Source organism: Streptomyces asoensis (assembly GCF_016860545.1).
Lineage (GTDB): Bacteria > Actinomycetota > Actinomycetes > Streptomycetales > Streptomycetaceae > Streptomyces > Streptomyces asoensis.
Genome location: NZ_BNEB01000002.1, coordinates 1,242,603 through 1,262,318, shown reverse-complemented (window position 1 = coordinate 1,262,318; position 19,716 = coordinate 1,242,603). Strand labels below are relative to the sequence as shown.

Here is a 19,716-nt window from a genome sequence, read left to right as displayed (position 1 = left end):
GGAGGAACGTCAGGAGGGCTGCGTCATGGGCCACTTCGGTACGTGACGCCCATGGCAAGGGGCTCCGCTCCGGGAGCCGCCGTCTCCGTCGAGCATGGCCGCCAAAGGGACATTTCCGCTGTGACTCACACAACTTGGGCGGCCATGAAAAGGCGTGATACGCCACACACCGGCCAAGCGGTGATCTTCGGGACCGTGCCGCGGAGCGCGTCCGACGCGCCGTCAGCACGCGAGGTCCGGCCGACGCCGCTCATGGTGACCGCACGCACCCCCGCGCGGAGAACTATGGTGTCCCACCACATGTGTCTCTGACGTGCGGATTCCTACGGTGTGGCGACACGCAATCGTCCCCGTCACACCCCAGGAAGTGGTGCCGATGTCGTCGCCCGCAGCCGCTCCACCAGCTCCGAACAACCTCAAGCGCATCGTCGCCGCGTCCCTCGTCGGCACCACCATCGAGTGGTACGACTTCTTCCTCTACGGTTCCGCCGCCGCCCTGGTCTTCAACAAGCTCTTCTTCCCGGACTCGGATCCGCTCGTCGGCACCCTGCTCTCCTTCCTGACCTACGCCGTCGGCTTCGCCGCGCGACCGCTGGGCGCCCTGGTCTTCGGGCACTTCGGGGACCGGCTCGGGCGCAAGAAGCTGCTGGTGCTGAGCCTGCTGCTGATGGGCGGGGCGACCTTCGCGATCGGGCTGCTGCCGACGCACGCGACGGTCGGGAGCGCCGCCCCCGTGCTGCTGACCGCGCTGCGGCTGGTCCAGGGCTTCGCGCTCGGCGGCGAGTGGGGCGGAGCCGTTCTGCTGGTGTCCGAGCACGGGGACGCGCGACGACGCGGGTTCTGGGCCTCCTGGCCGCAGACGGGCGCGCCCGCCGGGCAGTTGCTCGCGACCGGCGTGCTGTCCCTGCTGACCGCCGTGCTCTCCGACTCCGCCTTCGCCTCCTGGGGCTGGCGGATCCCCTTCCTGCTCTCCGGCGTGCTGGTGGTCGTCGGTCTGTGGATCCGGCTGTCCGTCGACGAATCCCCCGTGTTCCGGCAGGCGTTGGCGCAGGCCGAGTCCCGCAGGAAGGAAGCTCCGGCGCGGGCCGAGCAGCTGCCGCTGGTGTCGGTGCTGCGGCACCACTGGCGGGACGTGCTGGTCGCGATGGGCGCGCGCATGGCGGAGAACATCTCCTACTACGTCATCACGGCGTTCATCCTGGTGTACGCGACCACCGCGGCGGACGTCTCCAAGCAGACCGCGCTCAACGCCGTACTCATCGCCTCCGCCGTGCACTTCGCGGTGATCCCCGCCTGGGGCGCGCTCTCCGACCGGATCGGGCGGCGGCCGGTCTATCTGCTGGGCGCGGTCGGGATCGGGCTCTGGATGTTCCCGTTCTTCGCCCTCGTCGACACCGGCGCCTTCGGCGGCCTCGTCCTCGCGGTGACGGTGGGTCTGGTGCTGCACGGGGCGATGTACGCACCCCAGGCGGCCTTCTTCTCCGAGATGTTCGCGACCCGGATGCGCTACTCCGGAGCATCCATCGGCGCCCAGTTCGCCTCGGTGGCCGCGGGCGCGCCGGCACCGCTGATCGCCACCGCGCTGCTCGCCGACTACGACAGCTCGACGCCGATAGCCCTGTACGTGATCGCCGCTGCGCTGGTGACGGTCGTCGCCGTGGGCGTCGCCCAGGAGACCCGCCACCGCGACCTCGCGGACGGCGACCCGGCCGGCGGTGACCCGGCCCGCGACGGCATGCCCGGCGACGGCACACCCGGCATCGCGTCGGGCGCGGCCACCGAACGGGCGCGGCCCTCGGCGACGGACGCACGCACCATGTGATCCCTCCCGGACCGCCCGGACCCCTCCCAGCCCGAAACCGTCCCCGCCGGACCCGTCCCCGCCCGGCCGCGGCCCCGCTTCCACGACCGCCGCACGGTGACACAGCCGCCCCCGTACGCCGACCGCGCGTACGGGGGCCGTCGCGTGGGGGTCAGGAAGAGGGCGCGGACGGGACCGGCATGGCGACGGCGGACGGCGCAGCCGTCAACCTGTGCAGTTTCAGAGCGAGTTGGATCTCCAGGGCGCGCGCGGGGCTCTGCCAGTCCTCGCCGAGGAGGCGACCGATCCGCTCCAGTCGCTGGGCCACCGTGTTGACGTGGACGTGGAGTTCGTCCTTGGTGCGGGCCGGGCTCATGCCCGCCGCGAAATACGCGTCGAGGGTACGCAGCAGGTCGGTGCCGCGCCGCTCGTCGTAGGCGACGACGCCTCCCACGGTGCGTTCGACGAAGCCCGCCACGTCCCGTTCCCCGGCGAGGAGCAGCCCGAGGAACCCGAAGTCCTCGGCCGCCGCCCCGTCGCCGGAGCGGCCCAGCAGCCGCAGGGCGTCGAGGCAGCGGCGGCCCTCGGCGTAGGCGGCGACCACCGTGTCCGGGTCGGCGGCGAGGCCGCGCACCGGGGCGGACGCCCCGACGGTGACCGCTTCGTGGACGGCCGTGCCGAGGTGCAGCGCGGTACGGCGGGCCAGCCCGGTGGCGGTGTCGCCCCGTCCGAGGGGCAGCAGCAGGACCGTGCCGCCGTCGCGGGAGGCGGCCAGGCCGTGCCGGGTCGCGGCGAGGTGGGAGGCGGCCGCCCACAGCCGGCGCCGGGCGGCCGCCTCCTGGTCGGCGTCGGGTGCGGGGGCGTCGAGGCGGGCCGCGAGGACGACGTGGGTGGCGTCGAGGTCGGCGTCCAGCCGGGCGGCGCGCTCGCGCAGGAGACGCGGGTCGCGGTCACGGGCCTCGAGCAGGTCGTCGAGGAGCTCGCCGCGCACCCGCTGTTCGGCCTCGGCGGCCGACCGTCTGGCCAGGAGCAGCAGGGACGTGACCATCGCGGCCCGTTCCAGCGTGCGCTGGTCGACCGGGTCGAGGCCGGGCTGGCCGCGCAGCACCAGGGCGCCGAGCAGTTCTCCGCCGGCGGCCACCGCCGCGATCCAGTCGTCCCGGTGGCGTACCGCGTGGCCGTCCGCGCGGGAGGTCTCGAGCGCGTCCGCCGGGGCGCTCTCCTCGAACCGCACCGTGCCGTCGAGCACCTCGGACACCGCGGCGGCCACGTCGTGGACCCCGCCGCCGCGCAGGACCAGCTCGGCCAGCCGGTCGTGGACGTCGGAGGCACGCTCGATGACCGCGCTGCGGTCCTGGATGATCTCGTTGGCGCGCTCCAGGCCGGCCAGCGCCGAGCGGGTCTCGGTGAGCAGATTGGCGGTGTCGATGGCGGCCGCGGCGAGCGCGGCGAAGGAGGCGAGCAGGGCGATCTGCTCCCGCTCGAAGACCCGGGCGCGCCGGTCGGCGGCGAACAGCACCCCGATGACCTGGGGGCCGAGGGTCAGCGGGACCCCGAGGATCGCCACCAGCCCCTCGTCGCGCACGCCCGCGTCGATGGTGGTCGTGTGGCGGAAGCGCTCGTCGCGGAAGTAGTCGTCGGTGACGTAGGGACGGGCCGTCTGCGCGACCAGGCCGCCGAGTCCCTCCCCCATGCCGAGGCGCAGCTGCTGGAAGCGGGCGGCGACGGAGCCCTCGGTGACCCGCATGTAGGTGTCGCCCCTGGCCGGGTCGTGCAGGCTGAGGTAGGCGATGTCGGTGCCGAGCAGGGAGCGGGCCCGCTGCACGATCGCCTGGAGCACGGCGTCCACGTCACGCGGGCCCGCGAGGTCGTGGGCCGTCTCGAAGAGCGCCGACAGCTCGGCCTCCCGCCGGCGCCGGCCCTCGATCTCCGAGCGCACCCGCAGAGCGAGGACCTTGGCGTGTTCGAGGGCCGCGATCCGTCCGCCGTCCGCCCCTTCGGCGCGGGCGAGCAGCACGGGCCGGTCGTACGCCTCGGCGGCGGCGCCCCGGGCGAGCAGCTCGAGGAACGGCGCGTCGGCGTCGTGGGCGGGGCCGGGGGCCGCCGTGGCTTCCTTCGTGTGATCGCGGGACATGGTCACAGGATTCCTCATCGCCCGGCCGCCCCGTCAGGCCTGTGGACAACTCCGTGCGCGGGGGGCGGCGGGGCGCTCAGTGCGCCGTCCAGCCGCCGTCGAGGACCAGTGAGGTGCCCGTCACGAAGGAGGTCTGCGGGCCGCACAGGTAGGCGACGGCCTCGGCGACCTCCTCGGGTTCGATGAGCCGTTTGACGGCGCTGTCGCGCAGGAGCACGTCGGTGAGCACGCGCTCTTCGGGGACGCCGTGGGTGCGTGCCTGGTCGGCGAGCTGCCGCTGGACGAGCGGGGTGCGCACATAGGCGGGGTTGACGCAGTTGGAGGTCACGCCGTGGGGTGCGCCTTCGAGGGCGGCGGTCTTGGAGAGGCCCTCCAGCCCGTGCTTTGCGGCCACGTACGCCGACTTGTAGGCGGAGGCGCGCAGTCCGTGGACCGAGGACACGTTGACGATGCGGCCCCAGCCCTGCCCGTACATGTGGGGCAGGGCGCCGCGGACGAGCCGGAACGGCGCCTCCAGCATCACGGTGAGGACCGTGTGGAAGACGTCCGGCGGGAACTCCTCCAGGGGGGCCACGTGTTGCAGCCCGGCGTTGTTGACCAGGACGTCGGTCCCGGCGGCGGCGGCTTCGGCGGCCTCCAGATCGGTGAGGTCCAGGACGTACGGTTCGACCGGGCCGGGCAGGCCGGCCGCGCTCGCGGCGAGCGCCTCCAGCCCTGCCGCGTCCCGGTCGACGGCGCGGACCTTGGCGCCGGCGGCCGCGAGCCGCAGCGCGCAGGCGCGTCCGATGCCGCCGGCCGCGCCGGTGACGAGAGCGGTCCGGCCGCCGAGGTCGGACGGGGCGGCGACGGGGCCGGGGGCGGCGGCCTGGGGGGAAGTCATTCCTCGACCCTAGGCAGCGCCAGGCCCCCACTCCATGTGGTCACAACCCATACTTCACTGGGAAGGCGTGGTCTCGAACCATGTGGGTTCGTCGGCGAGCGCCTGCTTGATGCGGAACAGCTGCGACTCCTCCATCGGCGGCAGGGCGTCGAGTGGGTACCAGCCCACCTCGATCGACTCGTCGTCGTTGACGCGCGCCTCGCCGCCCACGGCCCGGCAGCGGAAGGTGATGTCCATGAACTGGCACTCGTCGCCGTTCGGGAACCTCTTGGGGCTCCCGGCCCGCACCAGCACGACCCGCTCGGGGACGCAGTGCACGCCCGCCTCCTCGTACACCTCCCGCACGGCGCAGTCCGCGGGCTGCTCGCCGGGGTCGGGGATGCCCGAGATCAGGCACCACCGGTGGTTGTCCGCGCGCTGGCCCAGCAGCACCCGCCCCTCGTCGTCGAGGACGACGGCGCTGACGCCGGGGAGCCAGAGCAGCTGGTGGCCCGCGGCGGCCCGGATCTCGGTGATGAAGTCAGGAGTCGGCATACGGCGACCCTATCCGGGCCGTCCCGTCAGCCGGCCGTGCTCCGCCGGGTCCGCAGACCGGTGCCGATCGCCCATCCGAGGCCTCCCGCGGCGACGAGCACCAGGGCCATCTCGGGCAGGATGCCCAGCCTGGTCGCCGGCGTCTCGGAGGAGCGCAGGGGCACCTTCTGCACGAGGGAGTCGGCGACGAACATGCCGGTCTTCCGGGTGATCTTCCCGTCCGGCATGATGATCGCGCTGACGCCGCTGGTCACGGGCACCGTGACGGTCCGGCTGTGCTCGACGGCGCGCACGCGCGACATCGCCAGCTGCTGGTAGGTCATCTCGCTGCGGTCGAAGGTGGCGTTGTTGCTGGGCACCGAGATGAGCTGGGCGCCGTGGGTGACGGTGTCCCGCACGGCCCAGTCGAAGGCCGCCTCGTAGCAGGTCGCGAGGCCGACCCGGGCGCCGTCCATGTCGAACACGCCGGGCTTGCTGCCGCGGCTGAAGTCCTGGCGGACCATGGAGGTCCAGTTCTTGTTGAGGGCCCCGATGAACGAGCGCAGCGGAAGGTACTCGCCGAACGGCTGGACCTGCCGCTTGTCGTACGTCTGGGTGGGTCCCTTGACCGGGTCCCACAGGATCTGCTCGTTGTAGAGCTTGCCGTCCCGCTCGACGACGCCGCCGACGGAGATCGGCGCGCCGATCGCCTTCGCCGCCCTGTCGATGACGACGGCCGCGTCGGCATAGGCGAAGGGGTCGATGTCGGAGGAGTTCTCGGGCCACAGCACGAAGTCGGGCCGGGCGACCTTGCCCGCCTTGACCTCGGCGGCCAGGCGCTCCGTCTCGCGCGCGTGGTAGTCGAGCACGGCCCGGCGCTGGGCGTTGAACTCGAGTCCGAGGCGGGGCACGTTGCCCTGGATGACGGCCACGGTCGCGGTGCCGTCCTGCGCCTTGTCGCTGACCAGGGGACGGGCGGCCACGGCGCCGATGACCGGGACGGCCACACCGAGCAGGGCCAGGGCGGCCGCGGAGCGCCGCACCTCACCGGAGCGCCGCCGCTCCTGCACGAGGCGCACGACCTCGTACAGGCCGAAGCCGCACAGGACGACCGCGAAGCCGAGTACGGGGGTGCCGCCCACGGCGGCCAGGGGCAGGAAGAGGCCGTCCGCCTGCCCGAAGGCGATCTTGCCCCACGGGAAGCCGCGGAAGGGCACGCGCGCGCGTGCGGCCTCGCCGGCGATCCAGAGCGCCGCCGCCCACAGCGGCCAGGCCGGCAGCTTCGCCACGGCGGCGACGCCCACGCCGACCAGGGCGACGAAGAGCGCCTCGATGGCCACGAGCGCCAGCCAGGGCCCCGGACCCACCTCGACGCCGGTCCAGACGAGGAGCGGCAGCAGGAAACCGAGCCCGAAGAGGTAGCCCAGGCCGAAGGCCGCCTTCCAGCCGCGTCCGCGCAGCACCCAGCCGAATACGGCGAAGGCCGGCAGCGCCAGCCACCACAGGGAGCGCGGCGGGAAACTGACATAGAGCAGCACTCCGGCGAGCGCGGCTGCGGCGGCCGGGACGAGGCGCAGGAGCCGCGCACCGCGGGAAGCCCGCGCGGTCTGGGGCTCCAGCTGGTCCGGCCGGTCCACGGAAGTAGCGGTGACGGTCACTCCGGGAGTGTACGGCGCGTGACCTTTTGGCCGACAGCACAGTCCGCGGAGCGGCCGGCGGGGTCCGCCCGAACCGGTGCGACTCATCCACAAACCGCCCATCAGCCGTTACGGTGTGCCAGAGCTCCGTTCGCACTGGTGAGCGGGGCCCGTCACGGTTCGGGGCCGTCACGACCGGGGGGCGACCGGGTTCGGGGGGACGGGTGGGTTCCACGGGGAGGTCGTCCGCGGCCGGTACGGACGGGGACGGGGAGAGACGCAGCGTCTCCGACGCGGCGGGCATCGCCGTGCTCGGGGCCTTAGCCGTCTGGTCCCTGGTCACCGCCACCGTGCACGACGGGCGCCCGGAGGGTGTCCTGCTCGCGGTGCTGGCACTGGCCGCGGGGTACGCGGCGGGGCGGATCCTCGGGGTGCTGCTGCCGGTCGCCGCGCCCTGTGCGGGGGCGCTGGCGGGACTCACGCTGGCCGTCGCCCGGCCCCGGCTGGATCCGGGTCCCGAGATCGCCGCGCCCCTGGGCCACGCGGGTGCCACCGCTGCGGTGCTCGTCCTGTCGACGGGAGCCGCGTGCTGTGCCGCCTGGGCGACACCGGTGCCCGCGCTGCGGTCCGCCCTGCGGCTCCTCGCCGCGGGCGGCACGGCGACCGGAGCCCTGCTGGGCTCCGGTACGGCGGTCGTCGCCTGCGCCGCCGTGCTGCTGTGCTCCCTGGCCGCCGGGCGGACGTCCCGCCGGGGGCCGGCACTGATCGCCCCGGCGATGGCCGTCGCCCTGGTCACCGGCCTGGTCTGGGCCCTCGCCGCCGACGCGCTGCCCGGCGGCTTGGCCCGCCCGCTGGCGGACCGGCTGACCCCGCACCGGCTCGACCTGTGGCGCGACGCCCTGGACATGGCCCGCCGCGAGGCCGGCCTGGGCGTGGGGCCCGGTCGTTTCGGCGAGCTGAGCGGTGCCGCGCCAGGACCTGTGCCGGCCGACGGCAGGCCGCACTCGGCGCCGCTGCAACTGGCCGCGGAGCAGGGTGTCGTCGGAGTGCTGCTGCTGGCCGCGGTCTTCTGCTGGGTGCTGTTCGCCCTGTGGCGCGCGCCGCGCCCCACCCCGGTCGTCCTGACCGCGGGGGCCGCGCTCGGCGCGGTGGCCGTCGTCGCCGCGCTCGGCAACGCGCTGAGCTTCACGACGGTGTCGGTGGGCGCGGGGCTGCTGGCCGGGCTGTCCACGGCCCGGCCGCTGGCCGAGGAGCCCGCGGCCAGCGGGGCACGGGCGCAGTACGGCGGGAACCTGCCCCGGGGCGGTCGCCCGGCCCGCTGATCTCGGCCGCTCCCGCGCACGGGAGCGGGACGGCTCAGGGCGCGGTGCCCGGGGTGCCGGTGCGCAGCCGGTCCTTGATGACCCGGACCGCCGACTCCGCGTCGTCCACGGTGATCGTGAACGTGTGGCCGTCCCAGAGCCGCAGCACCACGCCTTCCCCGCGGCGCACCACGACGGCCGTGCCCTTGTCCGGGCGCCAGCGGTAGCCCCAGCCGCCCCAGTGGCGCGGTGTGACGAGCGGTTCGAAATCGGCGCCCGCGACGTGGGCCAGCGGGATGCGCCGGCGCGGCAGCCCGATGTGGCCGCAGCGCACTTCGAGCGACTCCCGGTCCAGCTTGAGGTCCACGTGGACGAAGGCGAGGGTGCCGAAGAGGACGAGCAGTCCGGCGGCGATGCAGCCGACGACGGACATGACCAGCGGGGCGACACCGGACGTCCACGCGGAGGCCACGGCGAGCTCGATGCCGAGCGCCATGCAGGCGGCGCCGACGAGCGCCAGCAGCCACTGGAACCGGTTGGTGGCGCGCCCGGTCCAGACGTCGGGATGCGGGGCCTCGGCATGCGGGACGCCGGGAAGCGGGGTGCTTTCGTCGTGGGGGTGGTCCCTCATGTTCATGAGGTTACTCAGGTTTCGCTGCGCGGGTACCTCGTTGCGCACGGTGACTGCTCCGCCCGGGCGGTGGACGGCTCTCCGGGGCGACCCGCGGGCGGCCCGGCGGCTACGAGGCGGGGCTGACGGCCTGGAGCAGCCGGCCTTCCGCGTAGGCGAGGGCCGGCGCCGGAAGGCCGCCGGGGCGGCCGCTGAGCAGGACCGTCACGCTGCCGAGGACCGCGGACCCGGGTGCCGGGCCCGCGCCGATGCGGCGCAGCGCCTGCGCGGCGACGGCGCCCGCGGAGCCGTGCAGGACGAGAGGCGGCCGTCCGGGACGCTGCACGGCGGCGCGGATGCGGTCGGCGACCAGCTCGTAGTGGGTGCAGCCCAGGACGACGGTCGTCACGTTCTCGGGGGTGAGGGCGGCGGCCGCGGCGACGGCGTCGTCGATCGCCGTCTCGTCCGCGTGCTCCACGGCCTCGGCCAGGCCCCAGCAGGGCACTTCGGTGACCGGCACGCCGCCGGCGAAGTCGCGGATGAGGTCGCGCTGGTAGGGGCTGCCGGTGGTGGCGGGCGTGGCCCAGATCGCGACGGGGCCGCCGCCTGCCGCGGCCGGCTTGATCGCGGGGACGGTCCCGATCACCGGGATGCCGGGTTCGAGGAGGGAGCGCAGCGTGGGCAGGGCGTGCACGGTCGCCGTGTTGCAGCCGACGATGAGGGCCTCGGGCCGGTGGGCCGCGGCGGCCTCGGCGACGGCGACGGCCCGCTCGGTGAGGTCCTCGGTGGTGCGGGGTCCCCAGGGCATGCCGTCGGGGTCGAGGGAGAGCACGAGATCGGCGTCGGGCCGAAGGCGCCGTACCGCGGCGGTGGCCGCCAGCAGGCCGATTCCGGAGTCCATGAGCGCGATCTTCACCCGGCCACCATAGACGATGTGCTCCTGCGGCCCGGCGGCGTGGGGCAGACTGCGCGCGTGAGCGCCGTCGCGTGGATCGCCGCCGTGTCCCTGGCCGCCTGGCTGTGGCTGCTGCTGTGTCAGGGCTTCTTCTGGCGTACGGACGTGAGGCTCCCGGTGCGCCGGGAGCCGCGGGAGTGGCCGTCCGTCTGTGTCGTCGTCCCCGCGCGGGACGAGGCGGCGGTGCTGCCCGCGAGCCTGCCCTCGCTGCTGGCGCAGGACTACCCGGGCCGGGCGGAGGTCTTCCTCGTCGACGACGGCAGCTCGGACGGCACCGGGGACCTCGCGCGCGACCTGGCCCTGCGGCACGGCGGGCTGGCGCTGACCGTGGACTCGCCGGGCGAACCTCCCGCGGGGTGGACCGGGAAGCTGTGGGCGGTGCGTCACGGCATCGGCCTGGCACGCGCGCGTGAGCCCGAGTACCTCCTCCTGACGGACGCCGACATCGCCCACGCCCCCGGCAGTCTGCGGGAGCTGGTGGCGGCGGCGGGCACCGGAGGGTTCGACGTCGTGTCCCTGATGGCGCGACTGCGGGTGGAGAGCCGGTGGGAGCGGCTGGTGGTGCCCGCCTTCGTCTACTTCTTCGCGCAGCTGTATCCCTTCCGCCGGATCGCCCGGCGCGGGGCGCGGACGGCGGCCGCGGCGGGCGGCTGCGTCCTGCTGCGCGCGGAAGCCGCCGACCGGGCGCGGATCCCGGACTCCGTCCGGCACGCCGTCATCGACGACGTGGCGCTCGCGCGGGCCGTGCGGGGCGCCGGGGGCCATCTGTGGCTGGGGCTCGCGGACCACGTGGAGAGCGTGCGCCCGTACCCGGCGCTGCACGACCTGTGGCGGATGGTCTCGCGCAGCGCGTACGCGCAGCTGCGGCACAGTCCGCTCCTCCTGGCCGGGACGGTCCTCGGTCTCGCGCTCGTGTACCTGGTTCCGCCGCTCGCGCTGGCCGGCGGTCTCGTCGTCGGGAGTACGGCGACCGCCGTGTGCGGCGCTCTCGCGTGGCTGGTGATGGCGGGGACGTACGTCCCGATGCTGCGGTACTACCGTCAGCCGCTGTGGCTCGCTCCCCTGCTGCCGTTCACCGCGTTCCTCTATCTGCTGATGACGGTCGACTCCGCGGTGCAGCACTACCGGGGTCGGGGCGCGGCCTGGAAGGGCCGCACCTACGCCCGGCCGGACAGCGTGCCCGACGAGGGCTGAGTCCCGGTACGGGGCCCCGGCGTGCGGAGGCCCCGCACCGGGACCCCCGGGGTGGGCCGCTACTTGCGGCCCGGCGTCCAGTTCATGCCCCATCCGTAGGCGTGGTCGACGGTCCGCTGCGGGCTGACCCCGCGCTGGGGCACCAGGTAGCGGGCCTCGCGCTGGACGACGAGGTCGCCGCCATTGTTGGTGATCAGGGCGAGCGCCGCCACGGTCGAGGGGACCGTGCACTCGTCGAGCGAGAAGTCGATCGGGGCGCCGAACTGGGGCTGGAGGGTGACCGTGGCGTGCAGGTCGGCGAAGGACCGGGCGCCCTCGTAGATGGTCACGAAGACGAGGATGCGCCGGAAGTCGTTCTTGTGGTCGAGGTTGACGGTCAGGTTCTCGCCGCTCGACACGGCGCCGGTGCGGTCGTCGCCGTCGAGGTGGATGTACGGGGGCTGGTGCAGGGAGCCGAAGGCGTTGCCGAGGGCCTGGACGACGCCCTTGCGGCCGTCGGCGAGCTCGAACAGGGCGCACAGGTCGAGGTCGAGGTCGTTGTGCAGGGCGACCGCCCGGCCGCGTTTGCTGCCCCAGCCGGAGAACTGCTTGCGCACCTCCCAGTTGAGGTTGACGCGCAGGGCGCCCGAGGTGCCGCCCTGTTTGCTCAGGGAGACCGACGGCGCGGCCTTGGTGAGCGTCACCTTGGTCAGCCGGACCGGGGTGACCGGCGGAGCGGGCGGTGAGGGCGGCGGAGCCTGGTGGACGGGCGGCGGCACGGTGACCGGGAAGGCGGGCACGGTCGGCGGCGGGGGCGGCGGAGTCCGCGGCGCGGACGGGGCGGGGGCGGCCGCCCGCTGCGGCTCGTCCACGGCGATGCCGAAGTCGGTGGCCAGGCCTTCCAGGCCGCTGCCGTAGCCCTGTCCGACGGCCCGGAACTTCCACGCGCCCTGTCTGCGGTAGAACTCCCCCAGCACGAAGGCCGTCTCCACGGTCGCGCCGGTGCTGTCGAACCGTGCCACGACGGTGCCCTGAGCGGCGTCGCGCACCTCGATGTAGAGGCCCGGCACCCGGCCGAACGAACCGCCGTCGGCGGAGGCCGCCAGGACGACGGTCTCGATCGCGGGCTCCACGCGCGCGAGGTCGACGAGAAGACTGTCGGTCACCTGACCGCCGGCGTCGCGCTTGCCCTCGTGGCGGACGGCTCCGGAGGAGTGCGCCGGCTGGTTGTAGAAGACGAAGTCCGCGTCGGAACGTACCTTTCCGCCCACCAGGAGCAGCGCCGACGCGTCCGCGTCCGGGACGCCGGGTCCCGAACGCCAGCCCAGCTCGACCCGCAGTGCCGTGGCCGGCACCGGAACATTGGACCCCTTCGACATTGACATGTACGCCCCCATCGCGTGTCGGTGCACCGGGCCGCGCGCCTCGGCACCCCCGGCTTTCCTTCCGGCCAACCTATTGCGCGGGACGGTGAACGCCCATCGGGAGTGCGGGAACAGCCCTGCCCGACCGCTGGTAACCCGCCTGGAACTCGGCCTTTACACGATCTGACCGGCGTTCGCCGTCCTTTTTCCCCACGTTCGCTCGCATTGGGGGGCCGAAGCCACTGCGGACACGGAAATCAACCCTCTTATCGGTCTCCCCAACCAGCACATCGTGGGCTTAACTTATGTGCCATGACCTCCCCCCGCTCCACTTATGGCGGCGGCTACTACGCCTCCTTCCCGGACACCCCGATCTACGACTCGCTCGTGGCCGAGCGGGGCACCCCGCAGATCGCCCCGATCCGGGTCCCCGCCGCGTACGACATGGGCAGCAGCAACCTGCCCGCGCTGCCGTCGGCACTGCCCGCGCTCCCGGCGGGCCCCTCGCAGATGTCCTACGGCTACCCGCAGGCCCAGCAGCCCGCGCCGTTGCAGCAGGCCCCCGCGGCGTACATCCCGCCGCAGGCCTCCGCACCGCGCGGCTACCCCGGGCCCCAGGCGCCGCAGCAGCCGCGTCCGGTCACGGGCTACGACGCGATGCGTCCGGCCGCCCCCCGGCCCGCCGCGCCCCAGTACCAGGACCCGTACAACCAGCAGTACCGCGGCTACTGAGCCGACCGGGTCGTCCGTGCCGCCTGGCAGGATGACCTCATGGGTCATGGGGAACTGCTGTCGATTCACGTCCATCCGGTCAAGGCGTTCCGGGGGCAGAGCCCCCGGAGGGCCGTCGTGGAGCCCTGGGGGCTGGCCGGTGACCGGCGCTGGGCACTGATCGACGACGGGGGAAAGGTCGTCACCCAGCGGCAACGACCGCATCTGGCCCTGGCCGCCGCCGAGCTCCTGCCCGGCGGCGGCCTACGGCTGTCCGCGCCCGGCCTCGAACCGCTGACGGTGGCCGTTCCCGACCCGGTGGGCACGGTGTCCATGGAGATCTTCCGCGACAAGGTGGAGGGGGTCCTCGCCGACGACGACGCGCACGCCTGGTGCAGCGCCCATGTCGGCGCCGACGTACGGCTGGTGCACATGGACGACCCCGCCGTCCGCAGACCTGTCGACCCGGAGTACGCACGCCCCGGCGAGACCGTCGCATTCGCCGACGGATATCCGCTGCTGGTCACCACGACCGCCTCGCTCGACGCCCTCAACTCACTGATCGCGCGCGACGGGCACGCCGCCGAGGGACCGTTGCCCATGAACCGTTTCCGGCCGAACCTGGTCGTGGCGGGCACCACGCCGTGGGCCGAGGACGGCTGGTCGCGCATCGCCGTCGGGGAGGTCGAGTTCCGGGTCGCCAAGCCGTGCGGACGGTGCGTGGTGACCACCACCGACCAGGGTACCGCGGCCCGCGGCAAGGAGCCGCTGTACACCCTGGGCCGGCACCGGCGCCTCGGCGGCAAGCTCGTCTTCGGTCAGAACCTGGTCCCACTGCGTCGCGGGACGGTCGAAGCCGGTGACCCGGTGCGCGTCATCGCATAGTTCCGGCCGCGGTCACCGGACCGGGTGATCCGCGGGAACCCCTGCCGGGCCTCGGGGCGTTGATGCTGCGTGAGAAGTTCATGAGAGGTCCCGGGCCCTGGTGATTTCGCTCTCTCTTTCCCCGGACCCGCACGTGAACGGCTCCGACGGGGGTTATCACGGAGCGGGAAGGGGGTGCGGGCGGTGCGAGCGATCGGCGGAATCTGGCGCTGGCGACACAACCCGCTGTGTCGTACGACGGATCTGGTCGAGGCGTGGGTGGCGCTGTCGGCCCTGGTGATGATCCTCGTCGTGGCGCCCGTGGTGGGGTCCGTCGTCGGCTCCGTCGCGCAGGACGTCCTCCAGCGGTCGGTCCGCGAGCAACGGCAGTCCCGGCACGAGGTCGTCGCCACCGTGGTGCGCAAGGCGCAGGGCTCGCCGCTGGAGGTGGACCCGGAGACGGTCACCGGCCGCGAGACCCGCACCAGGGTCGTCGCGCGGTGGACGGCGCCGGACGGCACGGCGCAGCGGGGCACGCTCCTGGCGGGCCTCAAGTCCCCGCACGGCGGGGACCACTTCGCGATATGGACCGACGGGCACGGCGCCCTGGTGCCCCGCCCGCTGGACTCCGTCACCGCGACCACGCACGCCGTGCTCGCCGGATTCGGCGCGGCCCTGCTGACCGCGGGGGCCTGCGAGGTCGGCCGGCGGCTGATCGTCTGGCGCCTGGTCCGCCGCCGCTACGCCCGCTGGGACCAGGCCTGGGACCGGGCGGGTCCCGACTGGGGCCGCACCGGCGCCGGTAGTTGACGGCCTTCCGTCTCTGGTCAACCCACCACCCGCGCGCACGCTACGGTGGTCCGGCCGAAGCATTCGGCATCGACCCGCGTAACACGAGGTGGGGGCACATCAACGCCATGGCACAGGGCACGGTCCAGGTGACGCACACCGGCACGTCGAGGTGGCGGCGCCGCACGGGTGAGTACGCATCCCTCGCCGCCGCCCTGGAGGCCGCGGCCGAGGGGGACGTCCTCACCATCGCCCCCGGGACGTACCGGGAGAACCTGGTCGTGGAGCGGTCGGTGACGCTGCGCGGCCCCGAGGGCCTGCCGGGCTCCGTGCGCCTCGCGCCCGCGGACGGCGTGCCGTTGACCGTGCGCGCCTCGGCGGTGCTCCAGGACCTGCACGTGGAGGGCCAGGACGCCGCCGCACCCGCGGTGCTCGTCGAGGAGGGCACCCCCGAGCTGCTGGACGTGCGGATCGTCACCCGGTCCGCCGCGGGCATCGAGGTGCGCGGCAGCGCCCGCCCGACGGTCCGCCGGTGCACGGTCGACAACCCGGCGGGCATCGGCATCGCCGTGGTCGACGGCGGCGGAGGCGTGTTCGAGGAGTGCGAGGTCGTCGCGGCGGGTCAGGCCGGCGTCTCGGTGCGCGGGGGCGCGCACCCCCGGCTCGAGCGCTGCCGGATCCACCACACCTCCGGCGCGGGCCTCAGCGCGACCGGCGACGGCTCCTCCCTGGAGGCGGTGGGCTGCGAGGTCTACGAGGTGCGGGGCGGCGGCGTCCAGATCACCGCCCGGGCCACCGCGCACCTGACCGACTGCGACGTGCACCGCACGACCGCCGACGGCGTCACGCTCGACACGGACGCCGTGCTCACCCTGGCCGACTGCCGGATCCACGACATCCCGGAGAACGCGGTCGACCTGCGCTCCCGCTCCGTCCTGACGCTGACCCGCACGACAGTGCGTCAGTTCGGGCGCAACGGGCTGTCGGTGTGGGACCCGGGCACGCGCGTGGACGCCAACCAGTGCGAGATCTTCGACAGCACCGGCGACTACCCGGCGGTCTGGGTCAGCGACGGGGCCACCGCGGTCCTCGACTCCTGCCGGGTGCACGACGTGCCCGACGCCCTGTTCGTCCTCGACCGGGGCTCCCGGGCGGACGTCGTGGACAGCGACCTGTCGCAGGTCCGCAACACGGCGGTGTCGGTGAGCGACGGGGCGACCGCGCAGCTCGACGACTGCCGGATCCGGGACGCGGCCACGGGGGCGTGGTTCCGCGACCACGGCAGCGGCGGCACCCTCAACAACTGCACCGTGGACGGCACCCAGACCGGCGTGATCGTCACCAAGGGCGCCGACCCCACCGTCGAGCGGTGCACGGTCGACTCCCCCGCCGAGGCCGGGTTCTACGTGTCGGCGGGCGGCCGCGGCAGCTTCCTGAACTGCCGGGTGACGAACAGCGGCGGCTACGGCTTCCACGTCATAGACGGCAGCCGTACGACGCTGCGCAAGTGCCGCACCGAGCGCTGCGCGCGCGGCGGTTACGAGTTCGCCGACGGGACGGACGCGGAGCCGGGCACCGGTCCCGTCGTCGAGGACTGCACCAGCGACGAGAGCGCCGGCGTGCGCGGCCCCGGACCCGTGGCCGCACCGGAGGCGGCCGTGCAGACGACCGCCCAGTCACCCGGGCTGCTGGGCATGGTCCCCGGCCAGCGGGTGACCGCTCCGCAGCCGCAGCAGCCGGCCGAGGAGCCGGCGACGTCGGTACGGACCTCGAAGGACGTGCTCGGCGAACTGGACACCCTGGTGGGCCTGGAGAGCGTCAAGCGCGAGGTGCGGGCCCTCATCGACATGATCGAGGTGGGTCGGCGCCGTCAGCAGGCGGGGCTCAAGGCCGCGTCGGTCAAACGGCACCTGGTGTTCACCGGCTCCCCCGGCACCGGCAAGACGACCGTGGCCCGTCTCTACGGCGAGATCCTCGCCGCCCTCGACGTCCTGGAGAAGGGGCATCTGGTCGAGGTCTCCCGCGTCGACCTGGTCGGTGAGCACATCGGCTCGACGGCGATCCGGACCCAGGAGGCCTTCCAACGGGCGCACGGCGGCGTGCTGTTCATCGACGAGGCCTACGCGCTGTCGCCCGAGGACGCGGGGCGGGACTTCGGCAAGGAGGCCATCGACACCCTGGTGAAGCTGATGGAGGACCACCGGGACTCGGTGGTCGTCATCGTGGCGGGCTACACGGCCGAGATGGAACGCTTCCTGTCGGTCAACCCCGGTGTGGCATCCCGCTTCTCACGGACCATCACCTTCGGCGACTACGGCCCGGACGAGCTGCTGCGGATCGTGGAGCAGCAGGCGGAGGAGCACGAGTACCGGCTCGGTCCGGGCACCGCCGACGCCCTGCTGAAATACTTCACCGAGCTGCCCAAGGGGCCCGCCTTCGGCAACGGACGCACCGCGCGCCAGACGTTCGAGGCGATGGTAGAGCGGCACGCGAGCCGGGTGGCCCAGGTGGCGGAGCCGAGCACCGACGATCTGACACTGGTGTACGCGGAGGACCTGCCGGCGCTGCCCTGATCCGCTCAGACGCGCTGCTGGGGCACCTCCGGTTCCAGCCGTCCCAGCAGCTTGGCCCGTTCCTGCGCGAACACCGGGTCGGCCTGGTAGTCGGAGTGGCCGAGGACCGCGGCGGGCAGCGGGTGCTGCTCGTCGCGGCCGTACGCCAGGGGGTCGGCGAGGGGCTCGCGGTCCACCTGGGGGCCGCAGTCGTCGCCGGACAGCCGGATCGGTCCGCCGATGGGGTCGGTGAGCCGGTACAGATTGCGCCAGCAGGCGATGTCCTCGTGCAGGGCGGCCAGCGCGGCGGGTCCGAAGTGGGCCGGGAACCAGCGGCCGTAGAGCCGCTCGATCGGCGATCCGTAGGTGAGCAGGGCGACGCGCCCGCGGTCGGACGGTTTCAGCTGCCAGGCCGCGGCGGCCGCGAGGACACTGCCCTGGGAGTGTCCGGAGATCACCAGACGGCCGCCCGTGGCACGCGTCCAGGCTGCCATGCGCCAGGTCAGGTCGGGGACCGCGCGCTCGGCGTAGCAGGGCGGGGCGAAGGGGTGCGCGGCGCGCGGCCAGAAGGTGCCGACGTCCCAGAGGATGCCGATCGTGCGCCGGGCGGAGGCGTCCTTGTAGGCGCGCCGGCCCCAGGTGACGAAGAGGACGAAGCCCAGTCCGACGAGCCAGGAGCCGAGCGCCTGGGCGGTCTGCGCGGCGCCCTGGACGAGGGGCTGGGCGCCGTCCCCGGCCCGGACCGGGGTCTTCCCGGTGCCGAGGGCGCCCACGAGGGCTCCCGCGCCGAGCAGCAGGGTGGCGCCGGAGGTGACCGCCACGAGGAGCGGCCCGCGGTCGGTGAGCGTGGCCATGGCGCGGGCGCGGGCGATGCGCCGGGTGCGGGCCGGGTCCGGGCGCGGCACCCCGTACTCGCGGACCACGGCACTCTCCTCGGCGCGGGTCAGCCGCACGGTCCGCCGGGCGAGCAGGCAGCACAGCACCAGCAGGACGACGATCAGCACGGGAATCACGGAGGCCTGCCAGGTCAGCAGCACCGGCGGGCCGTCGAGGAAGGTGCCGGTGCCGTCCAGCCAGTCCGACACGCGCTGCGACACCCCGCCGGACATCACCCCGCCGAGCGCGCAGGCGAGCATCGTCACGGCGGGCCCGCCGAGCCCGCGCAGCGCGCAGCGCTCCTGCGGCCCACACCCTGCGGCGGCCGTCCCGTCCGGTTCCGCCCGCGCGGGGCGCTCGCGCGGGCAGTGGTGCAGGATCCGGGCGACGACGGCGAGGGCGATCACCAGGACGCCCTGGGACAGCGCGAGGGCGCCGAAGGCCGCGTCCCCGGGGAGCCGTCCCGCGGAGCGCCAGCCGGGGCGCTCCCAGCCGGCGTACACCAGGGTGAGGGCGAGCAGGGCGAAGGCGGCCAGGGGCAGGCGGTGCACGAGGTGCGCGTCGAGACGACGGTCGAGGCGGTGTTCGCTGCGGCCCCGGCGGCACACCACCCACACCGTGGCCAGCGCGCCGGCCAGCAGCGACGCCTCCAGCAACCCGCCGAGCACCTCCAGGAGGGCGGGGCCGCCGGGCCGTCGGTCCTCCCGTACGGCCGCCGTACCGACCGCCGCGGCCACGGTCAGCAGGGCCGCCGCCGTGTGGGCGGCGCGCAGCCGGGCCACCAGCCGGCGCCCGAACCAGAAGCCGGGCCGGCCGAGCGCGGTGTGGGCGGGGCCGTTCGCGGGTTCGCTCGTGGGGTCCAGGGGTTCCTGGGACTCGTACGCCCGCCAGGTGCGGTGGGACAGGTACCACAGGAGAGCGGTCAGCGCGGTGGGGACCAGGGCGGCGAGGGCGAGCCTGCGGCCGGGCAGGCTCCACCAGCCGCCGTCCGAGGCCTGCGGCGACAGGAAGCCCAGCCAGGAGTGCCGCCCGGCGCACGCGGCGGTGCCCGCGCACTGCCAGGCGGTGAGGTCCAGGGCGACCTCGCAGGCGGCGGCGACGAGCAGCACCGTCAGGCTGAGCGCCGCGAGCCGCACCAGCAGACCGTACGCGCGCACCGCGCGCAGGCCCTCCCGGGCGGCGGGGCGCATCCAGTGGGCGAGGTTGACGACCATGAACGGCAGGAGCAGCAGCCACAGGGCGCGGGTGCCGTTGCCGGAGGTGAGGTTGGACCACACGTAGGCCTCGGGCACCGGGGTGTCGCGGCGGCGGTCACCGGCCGGTCCGGCGTCGGCGGTGACGTCGTCGGCGCGCCGGAACAGGGCCGCCGTGTCGTCGCCGTCGATCCGCACCGTGCGCGGATCGTCGAGCATCTTCTCGGGCGTGGCACCTCCCACGCCGTGCACCAGGAGTTCCAGGGCCGGTCTGTCCGCAGAGGCTGGTTCCACTGTTCGCACTTCCCCCGTGACACGCCTTCGACATGCGTCCGTGCGGACATAAGGATCGCCACTCCACGG

The 19,716-nt window shown here is 74.2% G+C and carries 15 protein-coding genes; 7 read left to right on the top strand and 8 right to left on the bottom strand.

Features of this window, described 5'->3' with window-relative positions:
• Nucleotides 1-376 precede the first annotated feature (376 nt).
• Nucleotides 377-1,822: an MFS transporter gene (locus Saso_RS08625; RefSeq protein WP_189922586.1), complete on the top strand. Its 1,446-nt coding sequence runs from the start codon at nt 377-379 to the stop codon at nt 1,820-1,822.
• A gap of 151 nt (nt 1,823-1,973) precedes the next feature.
• Here the strand turns inward: Saso_RS08625 and Saso_RS08620 are convergent, their stop codons facing one another.
• The 4 genes from Saso_RS08620 to lnt all read right to left on the bottom strand — a co-directional run bounded on the left by Saso_RS08620 (nt 1,974) and on the right by lnt (nt 6,986).
• On the bottom strand, nt 1,974-3,935 hold the full coding sequence (locus Saso_RS08620; protein ID WP_189922588.1) for a helix-turn-helix domain-containing protein: 1,962 nt from the start codon (nt 3,933-3,935) through the stop codon (nt 1,974-1,976).
• Between the two features lie 76 nt (nt 3,936-4,011).
• Nucleotides 4,012-4,815 carry a 3-hydroxybutyrate dehydrogenase gene (locus Saso_RS08615; protein WP_189922590.1) on the bottom strand — a complete coding sequence of 268 codons (804 nt, stop codon included), beginning with the start codon at nt 4,813-4,815 and terminating at the stop codon, nt 4,012-4,014.
• A gap of 54 nt (nt 4,816-4,869) precedes the next feature.
• Complete coding sequence (locus tag Saso_RS08610) at nt 4,870-5,349, bottom strand: NUDIX hydrolase (RefSeq protein WP_189922592.1); 480 nt, start codon at nt 5,347-5,349, stop codon at nt 4,870-4,872.
• Between the two features lie 26 nt (nt 5,350-5,375).
• A complete protein-coding gene (gene lnt, locus Saso_RS08605) occupies nt 5,376-6,986 on the bottom strand; it encodes an apolipoprotein N-acyltransferase (protein WP_189922594.1) in 1,611 nt (536 codons plus the stop codon).
• Nucleotides 6,987-7,189: 203 nt separating this feature from the next.
• Between lnt and Saso_RS08600 the strand changes: the two genes are divergently transcribed.
• Nucleotides 7,190-8,287 carry an O-antigen ligase family protein gene (locus tag Saso_RS08600; protein WP_189922596.1) on the top strand — a complete coding sequence of 366 codons (1,098 nt, stop codon included), beginning with the start codon at nt 7,190-7,192 and terminating at the stop codon, nt 8,285-8,287.
• Nucleotides 8,288-8,321: 34 nt separating this feature from the next.
• On the opposite strand, the gene Saso_RS08595 is transcribed toward Saso_RS08600, so the two are convergent.
• Together Saso_RS08595 and Saso_RS08590 are read right to left on the bottom strand one after the other, a co-directional pair.
• Complete coding sequence (locus Saso_RS08595) at nt 8,322-8,897, bottom strand: hypothetical protein (RefSeq protein ID WP_189922597.1); 576 nt, start codon at nt 8,895-8,897, stop codon at nt 8,322-8,324.
• Between the two features lie 109 nt (nt 8,898-9,006).
• Nucleotides 9,007-9,792 (bottom strand): glutamate racemase, encoded by a 786-nt coding sequence (locus Saso_RS08590; protein ID WP_189922598.1) that lies wholly within the window; start codon nt 9,790-9,792, stop codon nt 9,007-9,009.
• Nucleotides 9,793-9,831: 39 nt separating this feature from the next.
• On the opposite strand from Saso_RS08590, the gene Saso_RS08585 reads away from it, so the two are divergent.
• Nucleotides 9,832-11,025 (top strand): glycosyltransferase, encoded by a 1,194-nt coding sequence (locus Saso_RS08585; RefSeq protein WP_189922857.1) that lies wholly within the window; start codon nt 9,832-9,834, stop codon nt 11,023-11,025.
• Between the two features lie 59 nt (nt 11,026-11,084).
• Here Saso_RS08585 and Saso_RS08580 read toward each other — a convergent pair whose 3' ends face one another.
• Nucleotides 11,085-12,401, bottom strand: a complete 1,317-nt coding sequence (locus tag Saso_RS08580; protein ID WP_189922599.1) for a TerD family protein — start codon at nt 12,399-12,401, stop codon at nt 11,085-11,087.
• Between the two features lie 279 nt (nt 12,402-12,680).
• Between Saso_RS08580 and Saso_RS08575 the strand changes: the two genes are divergently transcribed.
• From Saso_RS08575 to Saso_RS08560, 4 genes are all read left to right on the top strand, one after another.
• On the top strand, nt 12,681-13,100 hold the full coding sequence (locus Saso_RS08575; RefSeq protein ID WP_189922600.1) for a DUF6643 family protein: 420 nt from the start codon (nt 12,681-12,683) through the stop codon (nt 13,098-13,100).
• 39 nt (nt 13,101-13,139) lie between these two features.
• Complete coding sequence (locus Saso_RS08570; RefSeq protein WP_189922601.1) at nt 13,140-13,964, top strand: MOSC domain-containing protein; 825 nt, start codon at nt 13,140-13,142, stop codon at nt 13,962-13,964.
• Between the two features lie 183 nt (nt 13,965-14,147).
• The gene (locus Saso_RS08565) at nt 14,148-14,753 is read left to right on the top strand and encodes an Rv1733c family protein (protein WP_189922602.1); all 606 of its coding nucleotides are present in this window, start codon (nt 14,148-14,150) and stop codon (nt 14,751-14,753) included.
• Nucleotides 14,754-14,860: 107 nt separating this feature from the next.
• Complete coding sequence (locus Saso_RS08560) at nt 14,861-17,305, top strand: right-handed parallel beta-helix repeat-containing protein (protein ID WP_189922604.1); 2,445 nt, start codon at nt 14,861-14,863, stop codon at nt 17,303-17,305.
• A gap of 5 nt (nt 17,306-17,310) precedes the next feature.
• Here the strand turns inward: Saso_RS08560 and Saso_RS08555 are convergent, their stop codons facing one another.
• Nucleotides 17,311-19,647 (bottom strand): hypothetical protein, encoded by a 2,337-nt coding sequence (locus Saso_RS08555; RefSeq protein ID WP_189922606.1) that lies wholly within the window; start codon nt 19,645-19,647, stop codon nt 17,311-17,313.
• Between the last annotated feature and the right edge of the window lie 69 nt (nt 19,648-19,716).